The sequence below is a fragment of the Silvania sp. genome (assembly GCF_051656365.1).
Classification (GTDB): domain Bacteria; phylum Pseudomonadota; class Gammaproteobacteria; order Enterobacterales; family Enterobacteriaceae; genus Enterobacter; species Enterobacter hatchlandensis.
This window is the reverse complement of record NZ_JBOGBT010000103.1, coordinates 59,282-78,917: the sequence shown is the minus strand read 5'-3', so window position 1 is coordinate 78,917 and position 19,636 is coordinate 59,282. Positions and strand designations below refer to the sequence as shown.

Below are 19,636 nucleotides of genomic sequence, written 5' to 3'. Positions count from 1 at the left end.
CCCACAACAAGGGCGACCGTGTTGAAGGTAAAATCAAGTCTATCACTGACTTCGGTATCTTCATCGGCCTGGACGGCGGCATCGACGGCCTGGTTCACCTGTCTGACATCTCCTGGAACGTTGCAGGCGAAGAAGCAGTACGTGAATACAAAAAAGGCGACGAAATCGCAGCAGTTGTTCTGCAGGTTGACGCAGAGCGTGAGCGTATCTCTCTGGGCGTTAAACAGCTCGCAGAAGATCCGTTCAACAACTGGGTTGCAGTGAACAAGAAAGGCGCAATCGTAAACGGTAAAGTCACTGCAGTTGACGCTAAGGGCGCAACCGTAGAACTGGCTGACGGCGTTGAAGGTTACCTGCGCGCTTCTGAAGCTTCACGTGACCGCGTTGAAGATGCAACTCTGGTTCTGAGCGTAGGCGACGACGTTGAAGCTAAATTCACCGGCGTTGATCGTAAGAACCGTGCAATCAGCCTGTCTGTTCGTGCTAAAGACGAAGCTGATGAGAAAGATGCAATCGCAACTGTTAACAAACAGGAAGATGTAGGTTTCTCCAACAACGCAATGGCTGAAGCTTTCAAAGCTGCTAAAGGCGAGTAAGTTACTCTCTGAGTGACTTGACAGATTGCAGGATTCGTCCTGTAATCAATAACAAAGGGCGGCTACGGCCGCCCTTGTTTAAGCTGTTTAGCTCATTTGTTGAAGGAACCGGAGGAATCATGACCAAGTCAGAATTGATTGAAAGACTTGCCAGTCAGCAATCGCATATCCCTGCTAAAGCAGTGGAAGATGCGGTCAAAGAGATGTTGGAGCATATGGCCACCACTCTTGCCCAGGGCGAGCGCATTGAAATCCGCGGTTTCGGTAGTTTTTCTCTGCACTATCGTGCTCCACGAACCGGGCGTAACCCGAAGACTGGCGATAAAGTCGAGCTGGAAGGTAAGTACGTTCCACACTTTAAGCCGGGTAAAGAACTGCGCGATCGCGCCAATATTTACGAAGACTGAGTTTTCCCTACGGGTAAAACTGAGTTGTCAAAAGAAAGCACCTGCGGGTGCTTTTTTTGTGGGTATTTTCAACATCCTGACGTTGCCCCGCAATTCCTGCCGATAGTTGCTGCAAACCAATAATCACCCGCCAGCCTTCCTCGTAACCTTTCATTTCCCAGTCTGACACACCGACCCCGAAGCCGCACACTGGCCCGAAACAGGGAGGTGTGAATGAGTTTGTCTGCCTTAGCGGCATGTCTGATCCTGGCCATTTTTCCGCTGCTGTGGTTGCCCGTGCTGCCTGAACTGCCCGTCATCCAGGCCACACTGGTGGTGGGGGTGGCGCTGGCCTTAACGCGCGTTAAAGCCGCCCACTATGCCGGATTCTGGCTGCTCTTTTTTGCGTGGGGAGGACTGGCGGCGCTGAGTGCTGTCTGGCCGATGCAGCATCTGACAACCGGGCCGCAGAAGGCAGAGGTGGAAATCATCGCCAGCGATGGTGCCACGGTACATCAGGGGCGCATCGTTCGGCTTAACGGAAGACGGATGCTACCCGCGGTGGGCATCACCCTGTATGGCAATGCTTTGCCGCAGACCGGTTGTGCCGGGCAACGCTGGAATATGACCTTATCGTTACGCGCCGTTCACGGGCAGCTCAACGAAGGGGGATTCGATTCTCAGCGCTATGCCCTGACGCAACATCAGCCGTTGACCGGACGCTTTACCCATGCCGAGGTGAAGGAGAGCCGCTGCAGCCTGCGCGCACGTTATCTGACGTCGCTAACGACAACGCTATCCCCTTACGCCTGGGGGCCGGTCCTGCTTGGGCTGGGTATGGGGGAACGTCTGGCGGTGACGCCGGAGATTAAAAATCTGATGCGCGAAACAGGTACCGCCCACCTGATGGCAATCTCCGGCTTGCATATCGCGCTGGCCGCCTCGGTCATCTGGCTGCTGGCACGCGGCATCCAGTTTTTTATCCCCGGTCGTTGGGTGGGCTGGCGCGCGCCGCTGGTGGCAGGCTTTTTCTTTGCCGCCTTTTACGCCTGGCTAACTGGCATGCAGCCCCCGGCGCTGCGCACGGTGGTCTCTCTGGCGGTGTATCTTGCCCTGCAGCTGAGCGGTCGCCGCTGGTCATCGTGGCAGGTCTGGCTGGTTTGCGTGGCGGCGATTTTACTGGTCGATCCGCTGGCGGTGCTGTCACACAGCCTTTTGCTTTCAGCTTTTGCGGTTGCGGCGCTGATTTTCTGGTATCAGTGGATACCCAACCCACGTTGGTCGTTGCCATGGCCCCTGCGCACAGGCGTGAATCTGCTGCATCTGCAGCTCGGGATGTTGCTACTGTTGCTGCCGGTGCAGGTGGTGGTCTTTCATGGGTTTAGTCTCTCATCGCTGGTGGCAAACCTGATTGCAGTCCCGCTGGTGACCTTTATCTCAGTGCCGCTCATTCTTCTGGGGATGTGGCTGCATCTTTGGCCATTCCCTGGTGCGGAAAACGCAGTCTGGCTGCTGGCGGATCGATCCTTGTCGCTGCTGTTCGGTTTTTTAACCACGCTGCCAGACGGCTGGATAACGGTCGATAAACGCTGGCTGTGGCTGACCTTATTGCCCTGGGGCGCGATCATTGCCTGGAGAATGCGCGGGTTTCGGGTCTACCCGATAGTCTGTCTTTCGGCTCTGATACTGCTCACCTTTCCGTTATGGCGGAAAAGCACAACAGACGGGTGGTCCGTGCATATGCTGGATGTCGGTCAGGGGCTGGCGATGGTTATCGAGCGTCGGGGTAGGGTGATTCTGTATGATACCGGCCCGGCATGGCCAGGTGGCGACAGCGCTCAGCAGCTGATTATCCCCTGGCTGCGCTGGCATCACTTACACCCCGAAGGCGTGATTGTAAGCCACGAGCATCTGGACCATATCGGTGGGCTGGAGTCATTACGCAATGCGTGGCCGGAAATGTGGATACGAAGTCCGCTGGGCTGGCCTGGTCATGGGGCATGCTTTCGCGGGCAGCGCTGGCAGTGGCAGGGACTGACGTTCACCGCCCACTGGCCCATCTCTGCCTCAGCGCAGCGCGGCAACAACGGCTCCTGCGTCGTCAAAATTGAGGATGGCGTTCATAGCCTGTTGTTAACTGGCGACATTGAAGCGCAGGGCGAAAAAGCGCTGCTCAGCCGTCACTGGCAATATCTTGCGTCTACACTTATCCAGGTGCCGCACCATGGCAGCAATACCTCGTCGTCAGTGCCGCTGGTGCAGCGCGCGGGCGGGCAGATTGCGCTGGTGTCGGCCTCCCGCTATAACGCCTGGCGGCTGCCTTCTGTCAAAGTGGCCCGGCGTTACAAAAATGAGGGGTATCTGTGGCTCACAACCCCCCGATATGGACAAATAACGGTGACGTTTTCACAACAAGGCTGGCAAATCCGGCGCTTACGGGAGCAAATTTTACCTCGTTGGTATCATCAGTGGTTTGGCGCGCCCGGAGATAACGGGTAGAATATGCGGCTATTTCAACAAATGCTGGTTTTTTGAATGCATAACGACAAAGATCTTTCCACGTGGCAGACCTTCCGCCGACTCTGGCCGGTGATTGCTCCTTTCAGAACGGGGCTTATCGTGGCAGGCGTAGCGTTAGTCCTTAACGCAGCCAGCGATACCTTTATGTTATCGCTCCTCAAACCGTTACTGGACGACGGTTTTGGTAAAACGGATCGCTCAGTGTTGCTATGGATGCCTCTGGTGGTTATTGGTCTGATGGTCGTTCGCGGCATCACCAGCTACGTTTCCAGCTATTGCCTCTCCTGGGTATCAGGCAAAGTGGTGATGACCATTCGTCGCCGTCTGTTCAGCCATATGATGGGTATGCCTGTTGCGTTCTTCGATAAGCAGTCAACCGGGACCTTGCTATCGCGCATTACCTACGATTCTGAGCAGGTGGCTGCGTCGTCATCTAATGCGCTGATTACCGTGGTGCGTGAAGGCGCCTCGATCATTGGCCTGTTTATTCTGATGTTCTATTACAGCTGGCAGTTGTCGCTGATCCTTATCGTGCTGGCGCCGATTGTGTCGATTGCGATTCGCGTGGTCTCTAAGCGTTTTCGTAATATCAGTAAGAACATGCAGAATACGATGGGGCAGGTGACCACCAGCGCCGAACAGATGCTGAAAGGGCACAAAGAAGTGCTGATTTTTGGTGGCCAGGACGTCGAAACCCAGCGCTTCGATAAGGTCAGCAACAAGATGCGTCTGCAGGGCATGAAGCTGGTTTCAGCCTCTTCTATTTCTGACCCGATCATTCAGCTTATTGCCTCTCTGGCATTGGCATTTGTGCTGTATGCCGCCAGCTTCCCAAGCGTGATGGAAACCTTAACCGCCGGTACCATTACCGTGGTCTTCTCTTCTATGATCGCGTTGATGCGTCCGCTGAAATCACTGACCAACGTGAATGCCCAGTTCCAGCGCGGAATGGCAGCCTGCCAGACGCTGTTCGCGATCCTCGATTCCGAGCAGGAAAAAGATGACGGTAAACGCGTGATTGAGCGCTCAACCGGCGATATTGAATTCCGCAACGTGACCTTTACCTACCCGGGCCGCGACACGCCTGCGCTGCGTAACATCAACCTGACCATTCCAGCAGGGAAAACCGTCGCGCTGGTGGGACGTTCGGGCTCGGGTAAATCCACTATCGCCAGCCTGATCACCCGCTTCTACGACATCGATGAAGGCCAGATCCTGATCGATGGGCACGACCTGCGCGAGTATACCCTGCGGTCGCTGCGTAATCAGGTCGCGCTGGTCTCCCAGAATGTCCATCTGTTCAACGATACGGTCGCCAATAATATCGCTTACGCCCGTAATGAAGAGTACAGCCGCGAGCAGATTGAAAATGCCGCGCGGATGGCCTATGCCATGGACTTTATCAGCAAGATGGATAATGGCCTGGACACGGTGGTGGGCGAGAATGGCGTACTGCTTTCCGGCGGCCAGCGTCAACGTATCGCCATTGCGCGCGCGCTGCTGCGTGACAGCCCAATCCTGATCCTTGATGAGGCTACCTCTGCGCTGGATACCGAATCCGAACGTGCGATCCAGTCTGCGCTGGACGAACTGCAGAAGAACCGCACCTCGCTGGTGATTGCGCACCGCCTGTCGACGATCGAAAAGGCCGACGAAATCGTGGTGGTGGAAGATGGCTACATCGTCGAGCGGGGCAGCCATGCGGATCTGCTGGCTCATCGCGGCGTGTATGCACAGCTTCATAAGATGCAGTTTGGCGAATGATTGCCCGCATCTGGTCCGGTGAATCTCCGCTCTGGCTTCTGCTGTTGCCGCTCTCCTGGCTGTATGGCCTGGTCAGCGGCCTGATCCGCCTGAGCTATAAAGTGGGGCTTAAGCGGGCCTGGCGTGCGCCGGTGCCGGTGGTAGTGGTGGGTAACCTCACCGCAGGGGGTAACGGCAAAACGCCGGTGGTGATCTGGCTGGTAGAGCAGTTGCAAAAACGCGGCATCCGCGTGGGGGTGGTCTCCCGCGGGTACGGCGGTAAGGCAGATAAATATCCGCTGCTGTTAACGGCAGAGACCACCACGGCAGAAGCAGGTGACGAACCGGTGCTGATCTTTCAGCGCACCGGTGCGCCCGTCGCGGTCTCGCCGGTGCGCAGCGAAGCGGTGCAGGCGCTGCTGACCCAGGCGCAGGTGCAGATCGTTATTACCGATGACGGCCTGCAGCACTACGCGCTGGCGCGGGATAAAGAGATTGTGGTGATTGATGGCGTGCGTCGTTTCGGCAATGGCTGGTGGCTTCCCGCCGGGCCAATGCGCGAACGCGCTGCCCGTCTGCGTTCCGTCGATGCAGTTATCGTGAACGGCGGCACCGCGCAGCCGGGTGAAATCCCGATGCAGTTGCGGCCATCGCAGGCCGTCAATCTGCTCACAGGCGAACACCGGGACGTCGCGCAGCTGAATAATCTGGTGGCGATGGCCGGCATTGGCCACCCGCCGCGTTTTTTTAGCACCCTGGAAACCTGTGGTGCCCGGCTAATCAACACCGTTGCGCTGGCCGATCATCAGGCGCTGAGTCTGGACCAGGTTTCGGCATTCGCTGAAGCGGGTCAGACGCTGATCATGACCGAAAAAGATGCGGTGAAATGTAGACCTTTTGCCCGCGAGAACTGGTGGTATCTGCCGGTTGATGCCCAACTGCAGGGCGACCAGCCGGAACGATTGCTCCAGGAGCTGATGGCGCTGGTGGAGCAGGTTGATGAGGTTTCACCCGCGCACTAATTGACAGGAACAGGCATGGCTTTACCGCAACTCACGCTCAGGTCCGCACGTCATCTTCATCTTGCCGCACAGGGGCTGTTAAAGAAGCCCCGTCGCCGCGCCCGGCCCGTCGATATCCTTCCCACTATCCAGCGCATGTCGCTGTTGCAAATTGACACCATCAACATTGTCGCCCGCAGTCCATATCTGGTGCTGTTCAGCCGCCTTGGCAGCTATCAGCCCGAGTGGCTGGATAACGCCCTTCGCCGCGGGGAATTAATGGAGTACTGGGCGCATGAAGCCTGCTTCCTGCCGCGCAGCGATTTTGCCCTGGTACGCCACAGAATGCTCTCCCCGGATAATATGGGCTGGAAATACCGCCAGGCGTGGATGCAGGAACACGCGGTGGAGATTGACCAGCTGATCGCCCACATCCAGCATAATGGCCCGGTCCGTTCCGCCGATTTTGCCCATCCGCAAAAAGGGACCAGCGGCTGGTGGGAATGGAATCCGCATAAACGCCATCTTGAGGGGTTATTTACCGCCGGGAAGGTGATGGTTGTCGAACGGCGTAATTTCCAGCGCGTTTATGATCTCACGCACCGCGTCATGCCGGAATGGGACGACAGCCGGGATACGCTGGTCCAGGCAGCGGCAGAAGAGATGATGCTGGAAAACAGCGCCCGCAGTCTGGGCATTTTCCGCCCGCAATGGCTAGCCGATTATTACCGCTTACGTCAGCCTGCGCTGGCATTGCTGCTTGAACGCTGGCAGACGCTGCAGCGGGTGGTTCGTGTAGAGGTCGAAACCCTGGGCGAGATGTGGCTGCACACCGATCTGCTGCCGCTGTTGAAAGAGGCACAGGAAGGTAAGCTCACCGCCACTCACAGCGCGGTGCTCTCGCCGTTTGATCCGGTGGTCTGGGATCGCAAGCGTGCGGAGCAACTGTTTAACTTCAGTTACCGGCTGGAGTGCTACACCCCGGCGCCGAAGCGCCAGTACGGCTATTTCGTTCTGCCGTTGCTGCATAAAGGCCAGCTGGTGGGGCGAATGGATGCCAAAATGCATCGCAAAACCGGCGAGCTGGAAATTATTTCCCTGTATCTGGAAGAGGGCGTGAAGGTCAGCGCCGGGCTGGAGAAAGGGCTCTTTACCGCGATAAGCGATTTTGCGGGCTGGCAGGGGGCAACGCGGATCCGTCTGGGGCATCTGCCTGATGCACTTTTCTCCACCTGCCGACAGGGCTGGGAAATAGGCGCGGCCTGAAAAAGGAATATGGTAAACTTTACATATTATTTGTACGGAGGAACTATGGATCACCGTTTACTTGAAATCATTGCCTGCCCGGTGTGCAACGGCAAACTCTATTACAGCCAGGATAAGCAGGAACTGATCTGCAAACTGGACAGCCTGGCCTTTCCACTGCGTGACGGGATCCCCGTTCTGCTGGAAACTGAAGCCCGCTCGCTGGCACCAGAAGAGAGCAAACCATGAGTTTTGTGGTCATTATTCCCGCGCGCTACGCGTCCACCCGCTTGCCGGGCAAACCGCTGGTGGATATCAACGGTAAGCCGATGATCGTGCACGTACTTGAACGTGCGCGTGAGTCAGGTGCCGATCGGGTGATTGTGGCAACCGATTATGAAGAGGTTGCTCGTGCGGTCGAGGCCGCTGGCGGCGAAGTGTGTATGACCCGCGCTGACCACCAGTCCGGTACCGAACGTCTGGCGGAGGTGGTGGAGAAATGTGGCTTCAGCGATGACACCGTGATTGTTAACGTGCAGGGCGATGAGCCGATGATCCCGGCGGTTATCATTCGCCAGGTGGCTGAAAACCTGGCCCAGCGTCAGATCGGCATGGCGACGCTGGCAGTGCCCATTCACAGTGCGGAAGAAGCCTTCAACCCTAATGCGGTAAAGGTGGTGCTGGACGCTGAAGGCTACGCGCTCTATTTCTCCCGCGCCACCATCCCGTGGGATCGCGATCGTTTTGCCGCGTCCCGGGAGAACATCGGCGATAACATCCTGCGTCATCTGGGTATTTACGGCTACCGTGCCGGCTTTATTCGCCGTTACGTGACCTGGCAGCCAAGCCCGCTGGAAAATATCGAAATGCTCGAGCAGCTTCGCGTGCTGTGGTATGGCGAGAAAATTCACGTCGCCGTGGCGCAGCAAGTGCCGGGTACGGGCGTCGATACGCCAGAAGATCTTGAGCGCGTGCGCGCCGAACTTCGTTAATCCCCACCATCCCCTCCTTTGAGGGGATTTTTTTGCCTGAATCATACAGATTCGTCTCATAAGAGTGACATCCGCTCGCCACACGCTCATTATAGAAGCAGTAGTCTTAGTGGGGGTAATGTCAAATGGAACAGCTGCGAGTCGAGCTCAGCCATCTGCTGGGCGAAAAACTGAGTCGTGTGGAATGTGTGCATGAAAAAGCAGATACCACGCTCTGGTCGTTATACGACAGTCAGGGAAACCCCATGCCGCTACTGGCGCGAAGCTTTTCTACCCCGGATGTCGCCCGGCAGCTGGCGTGGAAAATTTCGATGCTTGCCCGCAGCGGCACGGTAAGAATGCCGACCGTGTACGGTGTGATGACGCATGAGGAGCATCCCGGCCCTGACGTGTTACTCATTGAGCGCCTGCGCGGCGTCTCTGTTGAAGCCCCGGCGCGTACCCCGGATCGCTGGGAACAGCTAAAAGATCAGATAGTCGAGGCGCTGCTGGCCTGGCATCGGATGGATAGCGGCGGACTGGTGGGGGCGGTAGATAACACCCAGGAAAATCTCTGGCCACTCTGGTACCGCCAGCGGGTGGAAGTACTGTGGGGAACGCTCAATCAATACCGCAACACCGGCCTGACCATGCAGGACAAACGGATCCTGTTTCGGACTCGCGAGTGCCTGCCCGCGCTGTTTGAGGGCTTCAACGATAACAGCGTGCTGATCCACGGCAGCTTCACCTTGCGCAGTATGCTCAAAGATCCGCGCAGCGATCAGCTGCTGGCGATGGTGGGACCAGGGGTGATGTTATGGGCCCCGCGTGAGTATGAACTGTTTCGCCTGAGCGAGAGCGGGCTGGCGGAAGATTTGCTCTGGCACTATCTGCAGCGCGCGCCAGTTTCCGAATCATTCCTCTGGCGGCGCTGGCTGTATATGTTGTGGGATGAAGTGGCCCAACTGGTGAACACCGGGCGCTTTAGCCGGGCCAACTTCGATCTGGCGTCTAAATCACTGCTCCCCTGGCTCGCTTGAGGGGCCTTTAAGCCACTGCCAGACGCGTCCGAGCGTCTCATAGCCTACGCGATCGCTGTGCATCAGCCAGACCGGGGACGGAATAATCTTTTCCCAGGGGTTGAGCGGTGCGGTGATGGCCAACTGGTTGGCAGGCGCAGGCAGCGGGTGTAATCCCGCCTGTTCAAAGAAGATCATCGCCCGCGGCAGGTGCGAGGCCGACGTCACCAGCAGGAAGGGGGCATCACCAATGGCCTGCTTCACCGCCGCAGCTTCCTCTTCGGTGTCTTTCGGGCTGTCGAGAGTGATGATCGCCTCAGGTGGCACCCCCAGCGACTGGGCCACGCGCGCCCCGGCTTCGGCGGTACTCACCGGATTAGTTTTCGCCGCCGCGCCGGTAAAGATCATCTTCGATCCCGGATTGGCCAGCCACAGCCTGATGCCTTCATTAAGGCGCGGCAGGCTGTTGTTAATAAGGTTTGAGCTGGGTGCCCACTCGGGATCCCAGGTATAGCCCCCGCCGAGTACCACGATGTACGCCACCTTCTGATTTCCCTGCCAGGTCGGGTACTTATCTTCCACCGGGCGCAACAGCCCGTCGGCGACCGGCTGCAGGCTCAGCAGCAGCAGAATCAGCCAGCCTGCGGTGGTGATGATTTTGCCGGTTTTCTGAAAGCGGCTGAACCACAGCAACCCCAGGCCCAGCGCGATACACAGCAGCAGGAGAGGGAGAGGCAGCATCATGCCGCCAATATATTTTTTTAGGGTAAAAAGCATCCTTTCTGGTTCCTTTTTTGAGCATACAGCAGACGATTGCCAGCGATATTACACCAGAGAGGTTCATTCTCCGCCCGGCTGTGACAAAATAGCGGTTTTGCCGTAATTGGCTGGAGCTCTCCCAATGCGGGATCGCAATTTTGATGACATCGCGGAAAAGTTTTCCCGCAACATCTATGGCACGACCAAGGGGCAGCTGCGTCAGACGATCCTCTGGCAGGATCTGGATATCCTGCTCGCCCGCTTCGGCACGCAAAAACTGCGCGTCCTGGATGCCGGAGGCGGTGAAGGTCAGACGGCGATAAAAATGGCCCAGCTCGGCCATCATGTCATTTTGTGCGACCTGTCGGCAGAGATGATCGTCCGGGCAGAACAGGCTGCAGTTGAAAAAGGTGTGAGCGATAACATGCAATTTATACATTGCGCCGCTCAGGACATCGCCCAACATTTGGAAAGCCCGGTTGATCTGATATTGTCTCATGCGGTGCTGGAGTGGGTGGCCGAACCGCAGGCGCTGTTGCAGACCCTGTGGTCAATACTGTGCCCCGGCGGCGCGCTGTCGCTGATGTTCTACAATGCTAACGGCCTGCTGATGCGTAACGTGTTGGTGGGCAATTTTGGCTATGTGCAGCAGGGTATGTATAAAAAGAAACGGCGCACGCTTTCACCGGACTTTCCGCGCGATCCGCAGCAAGTCTATGGCTGGCTGGAAGCGATCGGCTGGCAGATTACCGGGAAAACCGGCATAAGGGTGTTTCATGATTATCTGCGTGATAAGCAAAAACAGCACGACTGTCTGGACGCCCTGACAGAAATAGAAACGCGGTATTGCCGCCAGGAGCCGTATATCAGCCTTGGCCGTTATATACACGTCACCGCGCAAAAGCCGCAAGGATAACCTATGAGTGAATTTTCCCAGACAGTCCCCGAACTGGTTGCCTGGGCCCGAAAAAACGATTTCTCCCTCTCGCTGCCGGTAGACAGACTCTCTTTTCTGCTGGCGGTTGCCACGCTGAACGGCGAACGGCTGGATGGAGAAATGAGCGAGGGCGAACTGGTGGATGCGTTCCGCCATGTCAGTGATGCGTTTGAGCAAACCAGCGAAACCATTAATGTGCGTGCCAACAACGCGATTAACGATATGGTGCGTCAACGTCTGCTGAACCGCTTTACCAGCGAGCTGGCGGAAGGGAATGCCATCTATCGCCTGACGCCGCTCGGTATCGGGATCACCGACTATTATATTCGCCAGCGTGAATTCTCGACGCTGCGCCTCTCAATGCAGCTCTCGATTGTGGCAGGCGAGCTGAAGCGTGCGGCCGATGCCGCAGATGAAGGCGGCGACGAATTCCACTGGCATCGCAACGTCTATGCGCCGCTGAAGTATTCGGTAGCCGAAATTTTCGACAGCATCGATTTGACTCAACGTATCATGGATGAGCAGCAACAGCTGGTGAAAGATGACATCGGCCAGCTGCTGAACAAAGACTGGCGCGCGGCCATTTCCAGCTGTGAAATGCTGTTATCAGAAACGTCCGGAACACTGCGTGAACTGCAGGATACGCTGGAAGCCGCGGGCGATAAGCTGCAGGCTAACCTGCTGCGTATTCAGGATGCGACCCTCAGCCACGACGATCTGCACTTTGTTGACCGTCTGGTGTTCGACCTGCAGAGCAAACTCGATCGCATTATTAGCTGGGGACAGCAGGCGATCGATCTGTGGATTGGTTACGACCGCCACGTACACAAGTTTATCCGTACCGCGATCGATATGGATAAGAACCGCGTGTTTGCGCAGCGTTTACGCCAGTCTGTCCAGACTTACTTTGATGCACCATGGGCGCTGACCTACGCCAGTGCCGACCGTCTGCTCGATATGCGTGACGAAGAGATGAGCCTGCGTGACGAAGAGGTGACTGGTGAACTGCCGGAAGACCTGGAATATGAAGAGTTTAACGAGATTCGGGAACAGCTCGCCGCGATGATCGAGGAGCAGCTGGCGGTCTACAAAGCCCGTCAGACGCCGCTGGATCTCGGCCTGGTGGTGCGCGACTACCTCGCGCAATACCCGCGCGCGCGACATTTCGATATCGCCCGCATTGTGGTCGACCAGGCGGTACGCCTGGGCGTCGCGCAAGCAGATTTCTCCGGCCTGCCGCCGAAATGGCAGCCGATTAACGATTACGGAGCCAAGGTACAGGCGCATGTCATTGACAAATATTGAACACGTGATGCCAGTTAAGCTGGCCCAGGCGCTGGCAAATCCGATCTTTCCGGCGCTGGACAGCCAGCTGCGTGCCGGTCGTCATGTGGGTCTCGACGAGCTGGATAATCACGCTTTTTTGATGGATTTTCAGGAATACCTGGAAGAGTTTTATGCCCGCTATAACGTGGAGCTGATCCGCGCCCCGGAAGGTTTCTTCTACCTGCGTCCGCGCTCCACCACGCTTATCCCGCGCTCGGTGCTTTCTGAACTGGATATGATGGTCGGCAAGATCCTCTGCTACCTCTATCTCAGCCCGGAACGTCTGGCTAATGAAGGCATCTTCACCCAGCAGGAGCTCTACGACGAGCTGCTGTCGCTGGCGGATGAAGGCAAACTGCTGAAGCTGGTGAACAACCGTTCCACCGGTTCAGACGTGGATCGCCAGAAGCTGCAGGAAAAAGTGCGCTCTTCCCTGAACCGCCTGCGCCGTCTGGGGATGGTCTGGTTTATGGGTCACGACAGCAGCAAATTCCGCATCACGGAATCGGTCTTCCGCTTCGGCGCTGACGTGCGCGTCGGAGATGACGCCCGTGAAGCCCAGCTGCGGATGATCCGCGATGGCGAAGCGATGCCGGTAGAAAACCATTTGCAGCTCAATGACGAGCATGAAGACCATCAGCCGGATAGCGGGGAGGAAGAATAATGATTGAACGCGGTAAATTTCGCTCACTGACGCTGATTAACTGGAACGGTTTCTTTGCCCGCACCTTTGATCTCGATGAGCTGGTCACTACGCTCTCGGGCGGTAACGGGGCAGGGAAATCCACCACCATGGCGGCATTCGTCACGGCGCTGATCCCTGATTTGACGCTGCTGCATTTTCGTAACACCACCGAAGCGGGTGCTACAAGCGGTTCGCGCGACAAAGGCCTGCACGGCAAGCTGAAAGCCGGGGTCTGTTATTCCGTGCTGGACGTGATCAACTCCCGTCATCAGCGCGTGGTTGTTGGTGTGCGCTTGCAGCAGGTTGCCGGGCGCGACCGTAAAGTGGACATCAAACCGTTCGCCATTCAGGGGCTGCCAACCTCCGTGCAGCCTACGTCGCTGTTAACGGAAACCCTGAACGATCGTCAGGCGCGCGTGTTGACCCTGCAGGAACTGAAAGACAAGCTGGAAGCCATCGAAGGCGTGCAGTTTAAGCAGTTCAACTCCATTACCGACTACCACTCGCTGATGTTCGATCTGGGCATTGTGGCACGTCGTCTGCGCTCCGCGTCGGATCGCAGTAAATACTATCGCCTGATTGAGGCCTCGCTGTATGGCGGGATCTCCAGCGCCATAACCCGCTCCCTGCGCGACTATCTGTTGCCGGAGAACAGTGGGGTGCGTAAGGCCTTCCAGGATATGGAAGCGGCGCTGCGCGAAAACCGCATGACGCTGGAAGCGATCCGCGTCACCCAGTCGGATCGCGATCTGTTCAAACACCTGATCAGCGAAGCGACCAACTACGTGGCGGCGGACTACATGCGCCACGCCAACGAGCGACGGATTCATCTCGATCAGTCGCTGGAGTATCGCCGCGAGCTGTTTACCTCTCGTCAGCAGCTATCGTCTGAGCAGTATAAGCACGTCGAAATGGCGCGTGAGCTGGGCGAGCAAAACGGTGCCGAGGGGGATCTGGAGGCCGATTATCAGGCCGCCAGCGATCACCTGAACCTGGTGCAAACCGCGCTGCGTCAGCAGGAAAAAATTGAGCGCTACGAAGCGGATCTCGATGAGCTGCAAATTCGTCTGGAAGAGCAGAACGAAGTGGTGGCCGAAGCCGCCGACAAGCAGGAAGAGAACGAGGCCCGCGCCGAAGCCGCAGAGCTGGAAGTGGATGAGCTGAAAAGCCAGCTTGCTGACTACCAGCAGGCGCTGGACGTTCAGCAAACCCGCGCCATTCAGTACAACCAGGCTCTGCAGGCGTTAAACCGTGCCAAAGCGCTGTGTCATCTGCCGGATTTAACCCCGGAAAGCGCCGACGAGTGGCTGGAAACCTTCCAGGCCAAAGAGCAGGAAGCCACCGAAAAACTGCTGAATCTCGACCAGAAAATGAGCGTGGCGCAAAGCGCGCACAGCCAGTTTGAACAGGCATACCAGCTGGTGGCGGCGATTAACGGCCCGCTGGCCCGCGCTGAAGCGTGGGGCGTGGCGCGCGAGCTGCTGCGTGACGGCGTTAACCAGCGCCATCAGGCAGAGCAGGTCCAGCCGCTGCGCATGCGTCTGAACGAGCTGGAACAGCGTCTGCGCGAACAGCAGGAAGCGGAACGTCTGTTGGCGGAGTTCTGTAAACGCCAGGGCAAACGGGTCGATATCGACGATCTGGAAGCCCTGCATCAGGAGCTTGAAGCGCGTATCGCCTCGCTCTCTGACGGCGTTTCCAGCGCCAGCGAACAACGCATGCAGCTGCGCCAGGAGCTGGAGCAACTGCAGTCGCGTATTCAGACCCTGATGCAGCGCGCGCCAGTCTGGCTGGCGGCGCAAAGCAGCCTGAGCCAGCTCAGCGACCAGTGCGGCGAAGCGTTTGAATCCGGCCAGGACGTCACTGAATATCTGCAGCAACTGCTGGAGCGCGAGCGCGAAGCCATTGTTGAACGTGATGAAGTGGGTGCCCGCAAGCGGGCAGTCGATGAAGAAATTGAACGCTTAAGCCAGCCGGGCGGGGCGGAAGACGCGCGTCTTAACACCCTGGCCGAACGCTTTGGCGGCGTGCTGCTGTCAGAAATTTATGACGACGTCAGCCTTGAAGATGCGCCGTACTACTCTGCGCTGTACGGTCCGTCGCGTCATGCGATCGTGGTGCCGGATCTGTCGCTGGTTGCCGATCAGCTTGCCGGGCTGGAAGATTGCCCGGAAGATCTCTACCTGATCGAAGGGGATCCGCAGTCGTTCGATGACAGCGTGTTCAGCGTCGATGAGCTGGAAAAAGCGGTGGTGGTGAAGGTCGCCGATCGTCAGTGGCGTTATTCGCGTTTCCCGACGCTGCCGCTGTTTGGCCGCGCCGCGCGTGAAAGTCGCATTGAAAGCCTGCATACCGAGCGAGAATCCCTGTCTGAGCGCTTTGCCACGCTCTCGTTTGACGTGCAGAAAACCCAGCGTCTGCACCAGGCGTTCAGCCGCTTTATCGGCAGTCATCTGGCCGTGGCCTTTGATGCCGATCCAGAAGCCGAGATCCGCAAACTCACCACCCGTCGCGGCGAGCTGGAACGCGCGATCTCGAATCACGAGAATGACAACCAGCAGAGCCGCGTGCAGTTTGAGCAGGCGAAAGAGGGCGTTGCGGCGCTTAACCGTATCCTGCCGCGCCTGAACCTGCTGGCGGATGATACGCTCGCCGATCGCGTCGATGAGATTCAGGAGCGTCTGGATGAAGCGCAGGAAGCCGCGCGCTTTGTTCAGCAGCACGGCAACCAGCTGGCGAAACTTGAGCCGCTGCTGTCGGTCCTGCAAAGCGACCCCGAGCAGTATGAACAGCTAAAAGAAGACTACGCCTGGTCGCAGCAGGTGCAGCGCGAAGCACGTCAGCAGGCGTTTGCCCTGACGGAAGTCGCCCAGCGTCGCGTGCACTTTAGCTATTCCGATTCGGCAGAAATGCTCAGCGGCAACAGCGATCTGAACGAAAAGCTGCGCCAGCGTCTGGAGCAGGCCGAGCTGGAACGTACCCGCGCCCGCGAAATGCTGCGCAGCCATGCCGCCCAGCTGGGTCAGTACAATCAGGTGCAGGCGTCGCTGAAGAGCTCGTATGACACCAAGAAAGAGCTGTTAACCGACCTGCATAAAGAGCTGCAGGATATCGGCGTCCGTGCCGACAGCGGGGCAGAAGAGCGGGCGCGCATTCGTCGTGACGAACTGCATGCCCAGCTCAGTAACAACCGTGCGCGCCGCAATCAGCTGGAAAAAGCGCTGACCTTCTGCGAAGCGGAGATGGATAACCTGACCCGCCGCCTGCGCAAGCTGGAACGTGATTACCACGAGAAGCGCGAGCAGGTCGTCACCGCCAAAGCGGGCTGGTGTGCGGTGATGCGAATGGTGAAAGAAAACGGCGTTGAGCGTCGTCTGCACCGTCGTGAGCTGGCCTACCTATCCGGGGATGAACTGCGTTCGATGTCGGATAAGGCGCTGGGTGCGCTGCGTCTGGCGGTGGCGGATAACGAACATCTGCGCGATGTGCTGCGCATGTCGGAAGATCCAAAGCGTCCTGAGCGCAAAATTCAGTTCTTCGTGGCGGTGTATCAGCATCTGCGTGAACGTATTCGTCAGGATATTATTCGCACCGACGATCCGGTCGAAGCCATCGAGCAGATGGAGATCGAGCTGGGCCGTCTGACGGAAGAGTTGACCTCCCGTGAGCAGAAGCTGGCGATCAGCTCCCGCAGCGTGGCCAATATCATCCGTAAGACCATTCAGCGCGAACAGAACCGTATCCGCCAGCTCAACCAGGGCTTGCAAAACGTGTCATTCGGCCAGGTCAACAGCGTACGCTTAAACGTCAACGTACGTGAAGCCCACGCCACACTGCTGGACGTGCTGGCTGAGCAGCACGAACAGCATCAGGATCTGTTCAACAGTAACCGCCTGACCTTCTCGGAAGCGCTGGCGAAGCTGTATCAGCGCCTGAACCCGCAGATCGACATGGGGCAGCGTACGCCGCAAACCATCGGCGAAGAGCTGCTGGACTACCGCAACTATCTTGAGATGGAAGTGGAAGTTAACCGTGGCTCCGACGGCTGGCTGCGTGCGGAATCTGGCGCCCTGTCGACCGGTGAAGCGATTGGTACCGGGATGTCGATTCTGGTGATGGTGGTGCAGAGCTGGGAAGATGAATCCCGTCGTCTGCGCGGCAAAGACATTTCGCCATGCCGTTTGCTGTTCCTCGACGAAGCGGCGCGTCTTGATGCCCGCTCTATCGCTACGCTGTTTGAACTGTGCGATCGTCTGGATATGCAGCTCATCATTGCGGCACCGGAAAACATTAGCCCTGAGAAAGGGACGACCTATAAGCTGGTGCGTAAGGTGTACCAGAATAGTGAGCATGTTCACGTTGTCGGGCTGCGCGGCTTTGCGCCACAGCCGCCGGAATCCTTTCCTGGAACGGCAGATGCCTCCTGAGGTATCTGAAAAATAATACAAGCGGCCTTTGTGCCGCTTTTTTATGTCTTGTGCGTGTACGTCCGGCTGCGTTAACTTTAAAATTCTTTATATAAGGTAACGCTACCGCTTGCCTTACTTTCTATACTGAAGAGAAGCCCCGGATGATGAGGGCGCGAAAATAGCAAACAGGGGGCAAGGGATGTTGCTAAATAAAATGTATGGTCTTCGACGGTCAGCGCTGAGTTTATGCCTGGCCGCGATTGTTGCTCCACTGTTTAGTGCGCACGCCGATGAGCCCGAGCTGGTGCCGGCCGACAGTTCTGCCACGATAGGCACACAGCCTACGGCGCTGTCACAACCGCTGGCGCAATCGCCAGCGACCGCCATCATGGCCGGTATTCAACCGCTGCCTGCCGATGTCAACGCCCAACAACGTCGTCAGGAGTTGCTGGCGGCGCTGCCTGCGGGGTACTCGCCGGCTTATCTTAATCAACTTACGCTGCTGTATGCCGCCCGCGACATGAAGCCCATGTGGGAAGATCGTGATGCCGTGCGTGCATTCCAGCAGCAGCTTGCCGAAGTCGCCATTGCAGGCTTTCAGCCCCAATTCACCGCCTGGGTCGAACTGCTGACCCAGCCTGCGGTGACCGGCATGGCGCGCGACGTGATCCTCTCTGATGCGATGATGGGCTACCTGCAGTTCGTGGCGGGGATCCCGGTCAGTGGCAACCGCTGGCTCTATAGCAGCAAGCCGTACAAACTGGCGACGCCGCCGCTGTCGGTCATTAACCAGTGGCAGGTGGCGCTGGACAGCGGCACGGTGCCGCGTTTTGTGGCAAGCCTTGCGCCTGCACATCCGCAGTATGCCGCCATGCATCAGTCGATGCTGACGCTGGTGGCCGACACCCAGCCCTGGCCGCAGATGCAGGGGACCACCACTCTGCGTCCGGGTCAGTGGAGCAGTGATGTTCCGGCGCTGCGTGAGATCCTGAAACGGTCCGGCGTGCTGGACGGCGGCCCAAAAATTGCCCTGCCGGGCGACGATCCGCAAAGCGTGGTGGTCAGCCCGTCGGCACCAGCTGTTGAGAAGAAAGCGAAATCTGTCGTCAGTAAACCCGCAGCGTATGACCGGAGCCTGGTTGAGGCCGTCAAAGCATTCCAGACCACCCAGGGGCTGGGGGCTGATGGCGTCATTGGCCAGTCGACGCGTGACTGGCTGAATGTGACGCCAGCACAGCGTGCCGGGGTGCTGGCATTGAACATCCAGCGTCTGCGTCTGCTGCCGGGAACGCTTTCCACCGGCATCATGGTCAATATCCCGGCCTTTTCGCTGGTCTATTACCAGAACGGCAGCGAAGTGCTGGCCTCACGGGTGATTGTCGGACGTCCGGATCGTAAAACGCCGATGATGAGCAGCGCGCTGAATAACGTGGTGGTCAACCCGCCGTGGAACGTACCGCCGACGCTGGCACGTAAAGATATCCTGCCTAAGGTATGGGATGACCCGGGCTATCTGGAACGTCACAACTATACGGTGCTGCGGGGCTGGAACAGCAAAGAGGCGATTGACCCCTGGCGCGTAGACTGGGCGACCATTACGCCATCCAATTTACCGTTCCGCTTCCAGCAGGCACCGGGAGCGCATAATTCGCTGGGTCGCTACAAATTTAATATGCCAAGCTCGGACGCTATCTATCTACACGATACGCCTAACCACAACCTGTTCCAGAAAGATGGCCGTGCCCTTAGCTCCGGCTGCGTCCGCGTAAATAAAGCCTCTGAACTGGCGAACATGTTGTTACAGGATGCAGGGTGGAATGACACACGTATTTCCGATGCGCTTAAGCAAGGCGACACGCGATATGTGAATATCCGCCAAAATATTCCGGTTAATCTTTACTATCTCACCGCGTTTGTGGGAGAGGATGGTCGGACGCAGTATCGTACAGATATTTACAATTACGATGAGACGGCGCGATCGGGCGCACAAATTTTGGCAAAAGCCGAGCAATTGATCAGGTAAATGAAGCAGTTCTGTA

At 57.6% G+C, this 19,636-nt stretch carries 15 protein-coding genes; 14 read left to right on the top strand and 1 reads right to left on the bottom strand.

Annotated elements, in window-relative coordinates; all coding sequences use genetic code 11:
- From ACRDD5_RS20375 to ACRDD5_RS20335, 9 genes are all read left to right on the top strand, one after another.
- The coding region (locus ACRDD5_RS20375) for a S1 RNA-binding domain-containing protein (protein WP_438677813.1) at window positions 1-596 on the top strand (596 nt) is incomplete at its 5' end.
- A 119-nt stretch (window positions 597-715) separates the two neighbouring features.
- Window positions 716-1,003 carry an integration host factor subunit beta gene (gene ihfB, locus ACRDD5_RS20370; protein ID WP_271269421.1) on the top strand — a complete coding sequence of 96 codons (288 nt, stop codon included), beginning with the start codon at window positions 716-718 and terminating at the stop codon, window positions 1,001-1,003.
- 213 nt (window positions 1,004-1,216) lie between these two features.
- Window positions 1,217-3,481: a ComEC family protein gene (locus tag ACRDD5_RS20365; protein WP_438677812.1), complete on the top strand. Its 2,265-nt coding sequence runs from the start codon at window positions 1,217-1,219 to the stop codon at window positions 3,479-3,481.
- Between the two features lie 36 nt (window positions 3,482-3,517).
- A complete protein-coding gene (gene msbA / locus ACRDD5_RS20360; RefSeq protein WP_271282055.1) occupies window positions 3,518-5,266 on the top strand; it encodes a lipid A ABC transporter ATP-binding protein/permease MsbA in 1,749 nt (582 codons plus the stop codon).
- Window positions 5,263-6,267, top strand: coding sequence for a tetraacyldisaccharide 4'-kinase (gene lpxK, locus ACRDD5_RS20355; protein WP_438677811.1), 1,005 nt, complete (start codon window positions 5,263-5,265; stop codon window positions 6,265-6,267). The genes msbA and lpxK overlap by 4 nt, the downstream gene beginning before the upstream one ends.
- 15 nt (window positions 6,268-6,282) lie before the next feature.
- Window positions 6,283-7,512 carry a winged helix-turn-helix domain-containing protein gene (locus ACRDD5_RS20350; RefSeq protein WP_438677810.1) on the top strand — a complete coding sequence of 410 codons (1,230 nt, stop codon included), beginning with the start codon at window positions 6,283-6,285 and terminating at the stop codon, window positions 7,510-7,512.
- A gap of 45 nt (window positions 7,513-7,557) precedes the next feature.
- Entirely contained in the window at window positions 7,558-7,740 is a 183-nt protein-coding gene (ycaR, locus tag ACRDD5_RS20345; RefSeq protein WP_271282052.1) for a protein YcaR, read from the top strand.
- A complete protein-coding gene (gene kdsB / locus ACRDD5_RS20340; protein WP_438677809.1) occupies window positions 7,737-8,483 on the top strand; it encodes a 3-deoxy-manno-octulosonate cytidylyltransferase in 747 nt (248 codons plus the stop codon). The genes ycaR and kdsB overlap by 4 nt, the downstream gene beginning before the upstream one ends.
- A gap of 125 nt (window positions 8,484-8,608) precedes the next feature.
- Window positions 8,609-9,502, top strand: a complete 894-nt coding sequence (locus ACRDD5_RS20335; protein WP_438677808.1) for a YcbJ family phosphotransferase — start codon at window positions 8,609-8,611, stop codon at window positions 9,500-9,502.
- On the opposite strand, the gene elyC is transcribed toward ACRDD5_RS20335, so the two are convergent.
- Complete coding sequence (elyC, locus tag ACRDD5_RS20330) at window positions 9,479-10,258, bottom strand: envelope biogenesis factor ElyC (protein ID WP_438677807.1); 780 nt, start codon at window positions 10,256-10,258, stop codon at window positions 9,479-9,481. The two genes, ACRDD5_RS20335 and elyC, sit on opposite strands and share 24 nt — an antisense overlap.
- A 124-nt stretch (window positions 10,259-10,382) precedes the next feature.
- Between elyC and cmoM the strand changes: the two genes are divergently transcribed.
- From cmoM to ldtD, 5 genes are all read left to right on the top strand, one after another.
- Window positions 10,383-11,156, top strand: coding sequence for a tRNA uridine 5-oxyacetic acid(34) methyltransferase CmoM (cmoM, locus tag ACRDD5_RS20325; protein ID WP_271282048.1), 774 nt, complete (start codon window positions 10,383-10,385; stop codon window positions 11,154-11,156).
- A gap of 3 nt (window positions 11,157-11,159) precedes the next feature.
- On the top strand, window positions 11,160-12,482 hold the full coding sequence (gene mukF, locus ACRDD5_RS20320; RefSeq protein ID WP_271282047.1) for a chromosome partition protein MukF: 1,323 nt from the start codon (window positions 11,160-11,162) through the stop codon (window positions 12,480-12,482).
- The gene (mukE, locus tag ACRDD5_RS20315; protein ID WP_271282046.1) at window positions 12,463-13,167 is read left to right on the top strand and encodes a chromosome partition protein MukE; all 705 of its coding nucleotides are present in this window, start codon (window positions 12,463-12,465) and stop codon (window positions 13,165-13,167) included. The genes mukF and mukE overlap by 20 nt, the downstream gene beginning before the upstream one ends.
- Window positions 13,167-17,615, top strand: coding sequence for a chromosome partition protein MukB (gene mukB, locus ACRDD5_RS20310; protein WP_438677806.1), 4,449 nt, complete (start codon window positions 13,167-13,169; stop codon window positions 17,613-17,615). The genes mukE and mukB overlap by 1 nt, the downstream gene beginning before the upstream one ends.
- 181 nt (window positions 17,616-17,796) lie before the next feature.
- A complete protein-coding gene (gene ldtD, locus ACRDD5_RS20305) occupies window positions 17,797-19,620 on the top strand; it encodes a L,D-transpeptidase (protein ID WP_438677805.1) in 1,824 nt (607 codons plus the stop codon).
- Window positions 19,621-19,636: the final 16 nt, after the last annotated feature.

What these genes read in the sequence shown, in the direction of transcription:
- ihfB (WP_271269421.1), top strand. Translation starts at nt 716, where the DNA reads ATGACCAAGTCAGAATTGATTGAAAGACTTGCCAGTCAGCAATCGCAT.
- mukB (WP_438677806.1), top strand. Translation starts at nt 13,167, where the DNA reads ATGATTGAACGCGGTAAATTTCGCTCACTGACGCTGATTAACTGGAAC.
- elyC (WP_438677807.1), bottom strand. Translation starts at nt 10,258, where the DNA reads ATGCTTTTTACCCTAAAAAAATATATTGGCGGCATGATGCTGCCTCTC.
- ldtD (WP_438677805.1), top strand. Translation starts at nt 17,797, where the DNA reads ATGTTGCTAAATAAAATGTATGGTCTTCGACGGTCAGCGCTGAGTTTA.
- mukE (WP_271282046.1), top strand. Translation starts at nt 12,463, where the DNA reads ATGTCATTGACAAATATTGAACACGTGATGCCAGTTAAGCTGGCCCAG.
- ycaR (WP_271282052.1), top strand. Translation starts at nt 7,558, where the DNA reads ATGGATCACCGTTTACTTGAAATCATTGCCTGCCCGGTGTGCAACGGC.
- ACRDD5_RS20335 (WP_438677808.1), top strand. Translation starts at nt 8,609, where the DNA reads ATGGAACAGCTGCGAGTCGAGCTCAGCCATCTGCTGGGCGAAAAACTG.
- cmoM (WP_271282048.1), top strand. Translation starts at nt 10,383, where the DNA reads ATGCGGGATCGCAATTTTGATGACATCGCGGAAAAGTTTTCCCGCAAC.
- lpxK (WP_438677811.1), top strand. Translation starts at nt 5,263, where the DNA reads ATGATTGCCCGCATCTGGTCCGGTGAATCTCCGCTCTGGCTTCTGCTG.
- msbA (WP_271282055.1), top strand. Translation starts at nt 3,518, where the DNA reads ATGCATAACGACAAAGATCTTTCCACGTGGCAGACCTTCCGCCGACTC.
- mukF (WP_271282047.1), top strand. Translation starts at nt 11,160, where the DNA reads ATGAGTGAATTTTCCCAGACAGTCCCCGAACTGGTTGCCTGGGCCCGA.
- ACRDD5_RS20350 (WP_438677810.1), top strand. Translation starts at nt 6,283, where the DNA reads ATGGCTTTACCGCAACTCACGCTCAGGTCCGCACGTCATCTTCATCTT.
- ACRDD5_RS20365 (WP_438677812.1), top strand. Translation starts at nt 1,217, where the DNA reads ATGAGTTTGTCTGCCTTAGCGGCATGTCTGATCCTGGCCATTTTTCCG.
- kdsB (WP_438677809.1), top strand. Translation starts at nt 7,737, where the DNA reads ATGAGTTTTGTGGTCATTATTCCCGCGCGCTACGCGTCCACCCGCTTG.